Raw genomic sequence first — 12577 nt, 5'->3', positions numbered from 1 at the left:
CGGACAGGCACGAGGCAGCGCACACGGCACGAGGTGGGGGCACAGCAGCACCATGGCACAGGGCACGGTCCAGGTGACGCACACCGGCACATCGCGATGGCGCCGCCGCACGGGCGAATACGCTTCCCTCACCGCAGCCCTGGAGGCCGCAGCGGACGGTGACGTCCTCACCATCGCACCCGGCACCTACCGGGAGAATCTCGTCGTCCACCGCGCGGTGACCCTGCGCGGCCCCGAAGGATCCGTCGGTTCCGTGCGCATCGCGCCGGTCGACGGCGTACCTCTGACCGTGCGCGCCTCGGCGGTGATCCAGGATCTTCATGTGGAGGGCCAGGATTCCGCCGCCCCTGCGCTGCTCGTCGAGGAGGGCGCTCCCGAGCTTTCGGATCTGCGCGTCGTGACCCGGTCGGCCGCCGGGATAGAGGTGCGGGGCGCGGCCCGGCCCACCGTGCGCCGCTGTACCGTCGACAACCCGGCCGGCGTCGGCATTGCCGTACTCGACGGCGCCGGGGGCGTGTTCGAGGAGTGCGAGATCGTGTCGGCCGGGCAGTCCGGCGTCTCGGTCCGCGACGGGGCGCACCCGAGGCTCGAGCGGTGCCGTGTCCACCACGCCTCCGGGGCGGGGCTGAGCGTGACCGGCGAGGGCAGCGGTCTGGAAGCGGTCGGCTGCGAGGTGTACGAGATCAAGGGCAGCGGGGTGCAGGTCACGGCCCGCGGTGCCGCGCATCTCACCGACTGCACCGTGCACCGCACCTCCGCGGACGGGGTCACGCTGGACACCGACGCGGTCCTCACGCTCGCCGACTGCGACATTCACGACATCCCGGAGAACGCGGTCGACCTGCGGTCCCGCTCCGTTCTCACACTCACCCGCTCGACCGTGCGCAGGTTCGGCCGCAACGGCCTGTCGGTCTGGGACCCGGGCACCCGTGTCGATGCCAACCAGTGCGAGATCCACGACAGTACGGGCGACTACCCCGCGGTGTGGGTCAGCGACGGCGCCACCGTGATACTCGATTCGTGCCGCGTCCACGACGTGCCCGATGCCCTCTTCGTCCTGGACCGCGGTTCGCGCGCCGACGTGGTGGACAGCGACCTGTCCCAGATCCGCAACACGGCGGTGTCGGTGAGCGACGGCGCCACCGCGCAGCTCGACGACTGCCGGATCCGCGAAGCGTCGACCGGAGCGTGGTTCCGCGACCACGGCAGCGGCGGAACCCTGAACAACTGCACCATCGACGCCGCCCAGACCGGTGTCATCGTGACCAAGGGCGCCGACCCGACGATCGAGCGCTGCACGGTCACCTCGCCCGCGGAGGCGGGCTTCTACGTCTCCGCCGAGGGCCGCGGCACCTTCGACACCTGTCGTGTCACCGGGAGCGAGGGCTACGGCTTCCATGTCATGGACGGCTGCCGCTCCACGCTCACCCGCTGCCGCACCGAGCGGTGCGCCCGCGGCGGGTACGAGTTCGCGGAGGGATCGGGCTTCCCGGGCGACGGACTCAGCGGCGGTCCGGTGGTGAAGGACTGCACCAGCGACGAGAGCGGACTGCGCGGTGCCACTCCCCCGGCCCCGCCGGTCCTGACGGCGACCCAGTCGACGCCCGGACTGCTCGGTGCGATGCCGGGTCAACGCGCCGCCGAGCCCGCCGTCCCGCCCGCTCCGGCGGAGCCGGTGCGCGATTCGGGCGCCGTCCTCGGGGAGTTGGACGCGCTGGTGGGTCTGGACAGCGTCAAGCGCGAGGTGCGTGCGCTGACCGACATGATCGAGGTCGGCCGGCGCCGCAGGCTCGCGGGCCTCAAGGCAGCGTCGGTGCGCAGACACCTCGTGTTCACCGGCTCCCCCGGTACGGGCAAGACGACGGTGGCCCGCCTGTACGGCGAGATCCTGGCCTCGCTCGGTGTGCTGGAGCACGGTCATCTCGTGGAGGTGTCCCGGGTCGACCTGGTCGGCGAGCACATCGGTTCGACCGCGATCCGCACCCAGGAGGCGTTCGAACGGGCCCGTGGCGGAGTCCTGTTCGTCGATGAGGCGTACGCGCTGTCGCCCGAGGACTCCGGCCGGGACTTCGGGCGGGAGGCCATCGACACGCTGGTGAAGCTGATGGAGGACCACCGGGACGCCGTCGTCGTGATCGTGGCGGGGTACACGCACGAGATGGAGCGCTTCCTCACCGTCAACCCCGGGGTGGCGTCGCGTTTCTCACGGACCATCACCTTCAGTGACTATGTTCCCGAGGAGCTGCTGCGGATCGTCGAGCAGCAGACCGAGGAGCATGAGTACAGCCTCGCGGACGGGGCCGGGGAAGCGCTGCTCAAGTACTTCACAGCGCTTCCCAAGGGCCCCGCCTTCGGTAACGGCCGCACGGCCCGCCAGACCTTCGAGTCGATGGTCGAGCGGCATGCGGGCCGGGTCGCCCAGCTCGCCGAGCCGAGTACGGACGACCTCACCCTGCTCTATCCGGAGGACCTTCCCGAACTCCCCTGAGTCTCCCCGCCGGTCTGGTGGGGCACGACCGGTCCGAGCCGTTCCAGGAGTGCGGCCCGCTCCACGGCGAAGACCGGGTCGGCCTGGTAGTCGGAGTGCCCCAGGATCGGTTCGGGCAGCGGGTGTTCAGGGGTGCGGCCGTAGACCAGCGGGTCCTTCAGCGGGCCCCGGTCCACCTCGGGTCCCTGGCTCTCGTCGATGCGGACGGGACCTCCGATCGGGTCGGTCGCCCGCCAGAGGTTGCGCCAGCAGTGCACGGACCGGTGCAGCCCGTCCAGGGGTACCGGTCCGAAGTAGGCGGGGAACCAGCGCCCGTAGAGCCGCTCGATCGGTGAGCCGTAGGTGAGCAGGGCGACCCGGCGCCGTGTCGCGTCGGGCAGTTGCCAGACCGCGGACGCGGCAAGGACGCTGCCCTGGGAGTGGCCCGAGATGACGAGCCGGCCCCGGGTGCGGGCCGTCCAGGCGGACATCCGGGACGACAGGTCGGGCACGGCGCGCTCCGCGTAGCAGGGCGGCGCGAAGGGATGGGCGGCGCGCGGCCAGAACGTACCGACGTCCCAGAGGATGCCGATCGTGCGCCGGGCGGACACGTCACGGTAGGCGCGGCGGCCCCAGGTGACGAACAGGACGAATCCGAAGCCGATCATCCAGGAGCCGGTCGACTGGGCCGTCTCGGCGAGCGACTCGACGAGGGGAACCGCACCGTCCATCGCCCGGCCGGGCACCTCGCCGGTGAGCCAGGACCCGGCGACCGCTCCGGCGCCGAGGAGCAGGGTGGCACCCGAGACCAGGGCGACGAGCCAGGGTGCGGAGTCGGTGAGGGCCGCCGTGGCCCTGGTGCCCGCGATGGCCCGGGTGCGGGCGCGGTCGGGCCGCGCCTGTTCGTACTCCGCCTCGACCACGGGTCCCAGCCGGCGGGCGCGCAGCCCGGTGCGGACGGCCAGCCAGGCGAGGGGGGCGAGCAGGAACAGCAGCAGGACCGGGATGACGGAAGCCTGCCAGCTGAGGAGTACGGGCGGCCCCTCTATGGTCGAGCCGGCGCCCATGCCGGGTGTACCGGAACCGTCGAGCCAGTCGGCGACGCGCTGGGCGACCCCGCCGGTCATCACACCGCCGAGCGCACAGGCGAGCATCGCCACGGCGGGCCCGCCGAGGCCGTGGAGTGTCGTGCGCGGCTCGGGGACGCGGAGGTACAGGCTCAGCGCCACCACCGCGAGCAGGACGACGAGTGCGCCCTGTCCGACGGCGAGGACGCGGAAGGCGGTCTCTCCGGGGAGGGTGCCCGAGGACGCCCAGGCGGGACGGGACCAGGCGGCGTACACCGTGCCGACGAGCAGCAGGGCGAGCGCCGTCCCCGGCAGGAGGGTGATGACGGCACGGTCGAGGGTGTTGTCGAGGCGTCGCTCGCTGCGGCCCCGGCGGCAGACGACCGCGACCACCACCAGAGCGCACACGGCGAGCGCCGTCTCGAACAGGCCGCCGATCACAGCGGGCACGGGACCGTCGGTGACCCTGTCGTGCCGGGCGGCGGCTCCCCCCACCGCGGCCGCGACGGTGAGGAATCCGGCGGCGGTGTGGGCGGCCCGCAGCCGGGCGACCAGTCGGCGTCCGTACCAGAACCCGGGCCGGCCGAGGGCGGGACGGACGGGCGGCGCGGCGGACGTGGAGGTCTCCGGGGTGTGTGCCGTGTCCTCCTCGTGTTCGTCCCCGCTCAGCGGGCGCTGCGACTCGTACGCGCTCCAGGTGCGGTTGGACAGGTACCAGAGCAGTCCGACCAGGGCCGTGGGCACGAGTGCGGCGACCGCGAGCCGGCGTCCGGGCTGGGACCACCAGCCGCCCTGCTCCGTCGACAGGAAGCCGAGCCAGGACCGCCGGCCGGAGCACTCGGGTGCGCCCGCGCACTGCCAGGCCACCAGGTCGAGGGCGACCTCGCAGACCGCGGCGGTCAGCAGCACGGTCAGGCTGAGCGCGATGAGCCGCACCACCATGCCGTACAGCCGCACCGACGCGGTGCGGCCCCGCGCCGTGGGCCGCATCCAGTGGGCGAGGTTGACCACCATGAAGGGGAGCAGCAGCAGCCACAGGGCGCGGGAGCCGTTTCCCGAGGTGAGGTTGGACCAGCAGTAGGCCTCGGCGACGGGTCCGTCCCGGTGGCGTTCGGGGTGCTGCTCGGCCTCGATGTCTTCGGTACGCCGGTAGATGGCGGCCGTCGCGTCACCGGTGATCCTGGTCGTACGGGGGTCGCCGAGCATCTCCTGGGGAGTGGCTCCGCCGACGCCGTGGACGAGCAGTTCCAGCGCTGCCCCGGTGCTCTGCGGGGCCTGGGTGGCAGGGGGCAATGTCGTCTGCTCGCTCTCTGGTCCTGCCGGCTGTCGGCCGACGGGGAAGGGACGGGGGCACGGCGCGGAGCTACGGACTGACGCGCAGTCACCACCTTCTCCGACGGAGGGTGCCTGCCGCATCGCTCTCACCGAATCTCCCCAGTGACGCCGCCGGGAGGGCTGCGTGGCAGGATGAGGGCGTCCCGCAGGCCGGTGTCGGACCTGTGGCCAGAGGGAAGGACCGGACCCGGCGTTGAGCGAGAACCAGAACCTGCTCGCGGAACAGCGGCGCGCGCTCATCCTCGACGAGGTGCGCAAGCGTGGCGGGGTCCGGGTCAACGAGCTGACCCGCAGGCTGAATGTCTCCGACATGACCATTCGCCGGGACCTGGACGCGCTGGCCCGCCAGGGCGTCATCGAGAAGGTGCACGGCGGGGCCGTTCCGCTGGTCGAGGCGAGTACGCACGAGCCCGGGTTCGAGGCCAAGTCGACGCTGGAGCTCAGCGCCAAGGAGGACATCGCGCGGGCGGCGGCGGCAATGGCCGTGCCGGGCAGCGCGATCGCCCTGTCCGGCGGCACGACCACGTTCGCGCTGGCCCGGCATCTCCTGGACGTTCCGGCCCTGACCGTGGTGACGAATTCGGTGCGGGTCGCCGACGTGTTCCACGAGGCCCAGCGGCCGACGGCCGGTGGTGGCCCCCGTGCCGGAGCGGCCACCGTGGTGCTGACCGGCGGGGTGCGCACGCCTTCGGACTCGCTCGTCGGGCCCGTCGCGGACCGTGCGATCGGCTCGCTCCACTTCGATGTGCTGTTTCTCGGGGTGCACGGGATCTCTGTCGAGGCCGGTCTCTCGACACCGAACCTCGCGGAGGCCGAGACGAACCGCCGCTTCGTGCGCGCCGCGCGACGCGTCGTGGTGGTGGCCGACCACACCAAGTGGGGCACGGTCGGCCTGAGCTCGTTCGCGACGCTGGACGAGGTGGACTCCTTCGTCACGGACTCGGGGCTGCCGGACGCCGCCCGGCAGGAGATCGAGGAGCAGCTGCCGGGGCTGGTCGTGGCGGGCGATTCCGCACCCCGGTAGCGGCACTCCGGGGGGCGCGCGTTCCGCTCCGCCTCCGACGGGCCGCGGACGTCCTAGGATCGGGCCGTGGCCGTCTTCCGGATCGAGCGTTTCACTCCCCTCCCCGCCGCCGAGGCCTGGCGTCGGGTGACCGACTGGGAGGCCCACGCCGGACCTGTGCCGATGACGTCCGTCACCGTCCCGACAGGTCTGCCGACGCGGGTGGGGACGGTCTTCGTGGCTCGTACGGGTCTCGGGCCGTTCGGGTTCGACGATCCGATGGAAGTGGTGCGGTGGACGCCGCCGGTGGCCGGCCGTGCCGGGATCTGCCGGCTGGAGAAGCGCGGCCGGGTGGTGCTGGGCAGGGCGTCGATCGATGTCCGGCCGACCGGCGAGGGGTCGCACGTGGTGTGGGTCGAGGAGCTGCGCGTACGGCTGCTGCCCGGGTGGGGCGATCCGCTGCTCTCGGGTGCGGGCCGCCGGGTCTTCGGGCGGGTGCTCGACGCCCTGCTCGAAGGATCCTGACCTCAGGCGGGCCAGCTGCCGGTGGCCAGGAAGTTGTCGATGGTCCGCGTGTACGGGTCGATGTCCAGGCCCTGCTCGCTCAGCCAGCTGTCGGAGTAGTACTTGTCGAGGTAGCGCTCGCCCGGGTCGCAGAACAGCGTGACGATGCTCCCGGTGCTGCCCTGGCCGACCATCTCCGCGACGAGCTTGAACGCGCTCCACAGTCCGGTGCCGGTGGAACCGCCGGCCTTGCGGCCGATGGCCCGCTCCAGTGCGCGCACGGCCGCGATGCTCGCCGCGTCCGGCACCTTCATCATCCGGTCGATGGCGCCGGGCACGAAGCTCGGCTCCATGCGGGGCCTGCCGATGCCCTCGATGCGTGAGCCGCAGTCGCTGGTCGCCGACGGGTCCTGCCGGGTCCACCCGTCGAAGAAACAGGAGTTCTCCGGGTCGGGTACGCAGATCTTCGTGTCGTGCTGCATGTAGCGGACGTAGCGTCCGATGGTCGCCGAGGTACCGCCGGTTCCGGCCATGGCGACGATCCAGGCGGGCTCCGGGTACCGCTCCAGCCTGAGCTGCTGGTAGATGGACTCCGCGATGTTGTTGTTGCCGCGCCAGTCCGTGGCCCGCTCGGCGTAGGTGAACTGGTCCATGTAGTGGCCGCCGGTGCGGGCGGCGAGTGCCGCGGACTCCTCGTACAGCTTCCGCGAGTCGTCGACGAAGTGGCACTGTCCGCCGTGGAATTCGATCAGCCGGCACTTCTCGGGACTGGTGGTGCGGGGCATCACCGCGATGAACGGGACACCGATCAGCTTCGCGAAGTACGCCTCGGAGACGGCTGTCGAGCCGCTGGACGCCTCGATGACCGGCTTGCCGCGGCGGATCCAGCCGTTGCAGAGCCCGTAGAGGAAGAGCGAACGTGCAAGCCGGTGCTTGAGGCTGCCCGTGGGATGTGTCGACTCGTCCTTGAGGTAGAGGTCGATGCCCCACTGCTCGGGCAGGGGGAAGCGCAGGAGGTGGGTGTCCGCGGAACGGTTGGCGTCCGCCTGGACCTTGCGCACGGCTTCCTTGAGCCAGGCGCGGTAGTCGGGATCGCTGCGGTCGATGTCCGTGGTGGTCGCGATCTCACCGTCACGTCTGTGCTCACTGGTGTCCATCAGCGATCTCCTCCTCGTGCCACCGGTACCCGACACCACCACGATATTCCCCCCACCTGCACAAACGATTGCTTTGATACCCCATAGCCCTTCCTTGGCCCCCGCGTGGCCGCAGGGGCCCGTGGTGTTGGAGATCCGCTCCCGAAACGCACTTTTCCGGCCTGATGCGACCTGGTGCAAAGGCCCCGATGCGGGCAGACTTCCCAGCAGAAGCCAGCACAAGGGGGGCGAATTCACCATGTCCGAGGCAGAGTTCAGTGCGAGTGGGGTCAGGATCGAGCGGTGGACCCGTTCCCTGACCCGGGCCGGTCAAGTCGTCGTCAAGGACGGCCGGCTGGCGCTGCTGACCAGTAACGGCCGGGAGATCGACAGCGCCCCGGTGACCACGGTGAGCGCGGGCAAACGATGGTTCCTGGCGGCGGACTCCGCGGTCGCGCGGGTCAACGGAGTGCGCTACCGGCTGACCATGGGGCAGCGCAACCGCAGGCCCGGCGGGGCCGCTCCGGTGCGTAGGTTCCTGGAGGCGCTGCGCCGCGCGGGCGGGCGGCGGACCTGACGCAACGGTTCCGTACGGACACCGCGAGTTGCGGACCCCAACCCCCTGGGTCACGCTGGTAACACGTCACTGATGGTGTACCGGCGGTGACCGCGCAAGCCGCTCCGCCGGGTGCCGCAGGGCGGACCACGCACGACCAGACCAGAAACAGCAGCGCGCCACACTGCTGGATCCGTTCCTTCGTCTTCTTCCGGACCTATTTCGGGGAGTCGCAGCCGTGATCAGCGAGCCAAGCAGGCACTGCGCGGTGGAGCTCCAGGCCCTGCCGTCGCGGATCGGTCAGGTCCGCAGAATCATTTCGGCGCAACTGCGCTACTGGCATCTCGATCCTCTGATCGACCCGGCAGCGCTCGGCGTCACCGAACTGCTGACCAATGTCCACCGGCATGCACAGCCGGACAAATCGTGCACCGTCGAGATCGAGCTGCTGCTCGACCGTCTCACGGTTTCCGTCCACGACCACGACCCACGGCTGCCGACCGTGTGCGACGCCGATTCGTCCGCCACTTCGGGGCGCGGACTGGCGATGATCGCCGCGGTCAGCGAGAGCTGGGGAGTACGACCGACCGACGACACGGGCAAGGTCGTCTGGTTCACCCTTCCGGCCCCGTCCTTCGCCATCGCACTGTCTCCTCTCCCGGTGTACGGGTCGACGACCGACGGTCCCTTCGGCTCCGGACGGGACACCCTCGTGGAGCACGCGGCACAGACCCGGGCCCGGTCGGCCGTCGTCGGCTGACCGGGCAGGGGGCGAGCGCGCCACTTCCTCGGCGCGATCGTGCGCGCTACTCCGTGGCGATCGCGCGGAGCACGTCGAGTCGTGCGGCGCGCCGCGCCGGCCGCCATCCGGCCAGCGCCCCCGCGGCCAGCCCGACCAGGGCCACGACCAGCAGCCTCAGTGGCGGCAGTGCGAAGACGAACGCCGTGTCGCCGGTACCCTCCGACGCCTTGACGAGTACCCAGCCCAGGAGAGCACCGAGCAGCAGGCCGCCTGCCGTACCGAACGCGGAGACCAGGACCGATTCCCAGCGCACCATGCTCCGGAGCTGGCTCCTGGTCTGTCCGACCGCCCTCAACAGGCCCAGTTCCCTGGTGCGTTCATGGACGGCCAGGGTGAGGGTGTTGGCGATGCCCAGCAGAGCGATCAGCACGGCGAGTGCCAGCAGCGCGTAGACGAGCGTGAGCATCATGTCGATGCCGCCCGCCGAGGACTCCGCGTACTCCTGACGCGTCTGCACGTCCGGGTCCCCGTAGGCGGCGGCGGTCTTCTCGACCGCGCGCTTCCCTTCCTCGGCCGGGACGCCGTCCCTGAACGAGACGGCGACCAGGGTGTCGGAGTCCTGGCCCCTGTGCGGCGCCCAGGCCTCGCGGCTGATGACGTAGTCGCCCGCCAGCTCGGACTGTTCGAAGACGGCACGGACGGTGAAGTCCGCTTGCGTGCCGTCGGTGAAGGTGAGCCGGGCGGTGGATCCGGTGTCCAGGTGGCGCTTGCCGGCCTCGGAGCCCGAGAGTGCGATGCCGTTCGTGCCGAGTGAGTCCAGCGAACCCTCGACCGCTCCGAGAGCGAACACGTCGGCGAGGCGGGCCGGGTCGGTGACGGTCAGCGCCCGGCCGGAGCCGTTGACCTCGGCAACGCCCTTGCCGAGCCCGACCGCGGATTCGACCTCGGGCTGCCGCTGTACGGCAGGGGCGAGACCGGGGCTCAGTCCGCTGCCACCGGCGCCGAACGCGGGTGCGCTGATGGCCACATCGCCCGCGAAGGACCTGTCGACCGTCCGGTCCGTCGTCGCCTTCAGTGAGGCGCCGAAGACCGTGAAGAGGGAGACGACGGCGACACCGATCATCAGCGCGGTGGCGGTGGCTGCGGTCCGCCCGGGGCTGCGCAGCGCGTTGCGCCTGGCGAGTCCGCCGGTGACGCCCCGCAGCCGGTCGAGCGGTGCGCCGAGGATGCGTACGGCGTACGTGGAGGCGACCGGGCCGAGCACCACGAACGCGGCCAGGGCGAGAACCGAGCCGGCTGCCGGGAGCCAGAGGGAGGGGGCGGCCAGGACTCCGGTCAGGATGACGCCGACGGCCGCCGCCAGGAGCACGCCTCCGGTGAGGGTCCGGCTCCGTGAGACCGCGGAGTCGTCGACGGTGCTCTCGCGCAGGGCCGCAAGGGGGGCGGTACGTCCTGCCCGTACCGCCGGCACGAGTGCGGAGCCCAGGCAGACGAGAATGCCGACGCCCAGGGGCAGGAGCATCGAGAGACCGCTGATCACCAGCGCGCCCTCGGGGAACGGGAATCCGATGGCCGGGAACAGTGCCTGCAGGCCGGCGGCGATACCGATGCCACCTGCCAGGCCGGCGACGGAGGCGGCCGTCCCGACGGCGAAGGCCTCGACGAGGGTGGCTCCGACGACCTGGCGCCGGGCGGCGCCGAGCGCCCTCAGCAGGGCGTTCTCCCGCGTCCGCTGGGCGACGACGATCGCGAAGGTGTTGTGGATGGAGAAGGTGGCGACCAGCAGCACGATGCCGGAGAACACCAGCAGCAGCGTGGTGAACAGGCTCAGGAACGCGCCGGAGATCATGTCCTGGTTCTCGGCGGCCGAGGCGTCGCCGGTGATGGCTTCGGTGCCTTCCGGGAGCTCGGGCGTGAGCGCGTCCACCAGTTCCTGCTGACCGGTGCCGGGCCCCGCCCGCACCTGGATGCTCGCCGCCTCACCGGGCTTCGGGGTGAGGTACTTCTCGGCGTCGGCCCGGGTCAGGCCCGTGTAGGTGACCTGGGCCATGCCGTCCTCCCCGCCGAAGGTGGCCAGGCCTACGACGGTGACGCGGACCGGGTCGGGGGTGCGCAGGACGGTGGTGTCGCCGATCTTCAGGCCGCCCCGCTCGGCGGTGCCGCGGTTGACGACGACCTCGCCGGGTGCGGACGGTGCCCGTCCGTCGGCGAGACGGTACGGGTTGAGCTCGGGATCGGCGATCCAGTTCCCGGCGAGGGTGGGCGGGCCCTGGCCGCCGATGGGTTCGCCGTCGGCGCCCAGGAGCTGCCCCGCCCCCTCGATCTTCGGAGCGGCCGCGGCGACACCCGGTACCTGTTCGATCCTGCGGACCAGATCGGCGGCGACGGGCTGCCGGGTGCCCTGGGCCTCGCCGGGGACGGTGACCACGTCGGTGCTGCGGACGACCACGTCCGTGCCCTGTGCGGCGTTGCCGAACATGGTGTCGAAGCCTGCCCGCAGGGTGTCGCCCATGACGAGGGTTCCGGCGAGGAAGGCGACACCGAGCAGTACGGCGGTGAAGGTGCCCATGAAGCGCCGCTTGTGGGCGCGCAGGGAGGAGAGGCTGAGGCGCAGCGAGGCGCGGGTGCTGGTCATGGCGCCACCGCCGGTGTGCGGGCCGCGGTGTCGAAGGCCTTGAGGCGGTCGAGGACGCGTTCCGCCGTCGGGCTCTGCATCCGGTCGACGAGCCTGCCGTCCGCGAGGAAGACGACCTCGTCGGCGTGCGCGGCCGCGACCGGATCGTGGGTGACCATCACGACGGTACGGCCGGTCCGGCGTACGGTGCCGCCGAGGAGCCGCAGCACCTCTTCGCCCGCCCGGGAGTCGAGGTTGCCGGTCGGTTCGTCGGCGAACACGACATCGGGGCTGCCCGCGAAGGCGCGGGCCACGGCGACGCGTTGCTGCTGACCGCCGGAGAGCTCGCTCGGCCGGTGGCGCAGCCGGTCCCGCAGCCCGACGGTGTCGACGAGTGCGTCGATCCACTCACGGTCGCCGCGCTCCCCCGCCAGGTCGAGGGGGAGCGTGATGTTCTCGGCGACGGTGAGCGTCGGGATGAGGTTGAAGGCCTGGAAGACGAATCCGATGCGCCTGCGGCGCAGCAGGGTGAGCCTGCGGTCGTCGAGTGCCCCCAGCTCGGTGTCGCCGATGAAGGCGGATCCGGAGGTCAGGGTGTCGAGACCGGCGGCGCAGTGCATCAGGGTCGATTTGCCGGAGCCGGAGGGCCCCATGATCGCGGTGAAGCGGCCGGCCGGGAAGCCGACGCTCACTCCGTCCAGGGCCCTGACCTCGGTGTCGCCTGTGCCGTAGACCTTCACGGCGTCGGCGACCCGGGCGGCTGCGGTGCTGCCGGTGGTGGTGTCGGCGGTGGTCATGCCGGTCCGTCCTTGTCGAAGCGTCCGAAGGGCTCGTCCAGGACGGAGAGCCGGCGCCAGTACTCGTCCTCGTCGATCTCACCTGCGGCGAACCGCCTGCCGAGGAGGTCGATCGGCGAGTGCTCGCCGGTGCTGCCCCGGCGGACGCCGCGGGACTGCCACGGGCCGCGGCGGCCACGCCAGACGGTGCGGCGCAGCAGGGTGACGACGCCGACGACGACGGCCGCCCAGATGATCGGGAAGAGGAGGATCCAGGGTCCGGGTCCGCCGGAGTGGGCCAGGGTGTTCATCTCGGTCAGCTCCCTCGGGTCAAGGGTTCGTTCGCGTTCTTCTGTCGCTTACGAGCCTGTCTCCGG

At 71.6% G+C, this 12577-nt stretch carries 10 protein-coding genes; 5 read left to right on the top strand and 5 right to left on the bottom strand.

Translation table 11 applies throughout. From position 1 onward, the window contains the following. Nucleotides 1–52: 52 nt before the first annotated feature. A complete protein-coding gene (locus tag OG257_RS34105) occupies nucleotides 53–2488 on the top strand; it encodes a right-handed parallel beta-helix repeat-containing protein (RefSeq protein WP_329213777.1) in 2436 nt (811 codons plus the stop codon). Here OG257_RS34105 and OG257_RS34100 read toward each other — a convergent pair. After that, nucleotides 2458–4827, bottom strand: coding sequence for a hypothetical protein (locus OG257_RS34100; protein ID WP_329213776.1), 2370 nt, complete (start codon nucleotides 4825–4827; stop codon nucleotides 2458–2460). The two genes, OG257_RS34105 and OG257_RS34100, sit on opposite strands and share 31 nt — an antisense overlap. Before the next feature lie 235 nt (nucleotides 4828–5062). Here OG257_RS34100 and OG257_RS34095 point away from each other — a divergent pair, with 235 nt between their 5' ends. Both OG257_RS34095 and OG257_RS34090 read left to right on the top strand, forming a co-directional pair. Next, a complete protein-coding gene (locus tag OG257_RS34095) occupies nucleotides 5063–5893 on the top strand; it encodes a DeoR/GlpR family DNA-binding transcription regulator (RefSeq protein WP_329213774.1) in 831 nt (276 codons plus the stop codon). Nucleotides 5894–5959: 66 nt separating this feature from the next. Continuing rightward, nucleotides 5960–6397: an SRPBCC family protein gene (locus tag OG257_RS34090; protein ID WP_329213772.1), complete on the top strand. Its 438-nt coding sequence runs from the start codon at nucleotides 5960–5962 to the stop codon at nucleotides 6395–6397. A gap of 2 nt (nucleotides 6398–6399) precedes the next feature. On the opposite strand, the gene OG257_RS34085 is transcribed toward OG257_RS34090, so the two are convergent. Next, nucleotides 6400–7533: a PLP-dependent cysteine synthase family protein gene (locus OG257_RS34085; protein ID WP_329213770.1), complete on the bottom strand. Its 1134-nt coding sequence runs from the start codon at nucleotides 7531–7533 to the stop codon at nucleotides 6400–6402. 238 nt (nucleotides 7534–7771) lie between these two features. Between OG257_RS34085 and OG257_RS34080 the strand changes: the two genes are divergently transcribed. Beyond that, on the top strand, nucleotides 7772–8089 hold the full coding sequence (locus OG257_RS34080) for a hypothetical protein (protein WP_329213767.1): 318 nt from the start codon (nucleotides 7772–7774) through the stop codon (nucleotides 8087–8089). A gap of 217 nt (nucleotides 8090–8306) precedes the next feature. After that, on the top strand, nucleotides 8307–8828 hold the full coding sequence (locus OG257_RS34075; protein ID WP_329213765.1) for an ATP-binding protein: 522 nt from the start codon (nucleotides 8307–8309) through the stop codon (nucleotides 8826–8828). Nucleotides 8829–8874: 46 nt separating this feature from the next. Here OG257_RS34075 and OG257_RS34070 read toward each other — a convergent pair whose 3' ends face one another. Genes OG257_RS34070 through OG257_RS34060 form a run of 3 tightly spaced genes read right to left on the bottom strand, consistent with a single transcriptional unit; the run spans nucleotide 8875 to nucleotide 12511 of the window. After that, nucleotides 8875–11445 (bottom strand): ABC transporter permease, encoded by a 2571-nt coding sequence (locus tag OG257_RS34070; protein WP_329213763.1) that lies wholly within the window; start codon nucleotides 11443–11445, stop codon nucleotides 8875–8877. Next, entirely contained in the window at nucleotides 11442–12221 is a 780-nt protein-coding gene (locus OG257_RS34065) for an ABC transporter ATP-binding protein (protein WP_329213761.1), read from the bottom strand. The genes OG257_RS34070 and OG257_RS34065 overlap by 4 nt, the downstream gene beginning before the upstream one ends. After that, nucleotides 12218–12511, bottom strand: coding sequence for an SHOCT domain-containing protein (locus tag OG257_RS34060; protein WP_329213759.1), 294 nt, complete (start codon nucleotides 12509–12511; stop codon nucleotides 12218–12220). The genes OG257_RS34065 and OG257_RS34060 overlap by 4 nt, the downstream gene beginning before the upstream one ends. Nucleotides 12512–12577 lie beyond the last annotated feature (66 nt).

Source organism: Streptomyces sp. NBC_00683 (assembly GCF_036226745.1).
In the GTDB taxonomy this organism is placed as follows: Bacteria; Actinomycetota; Actinomycetes; order Streptomycetales; family Streptomycetaceae; genus Streptomyces.
Note: the sequence above shows the minus strand (reverse complement) of the source record. Positions and strands in the feature narration are given on the sequence as shown.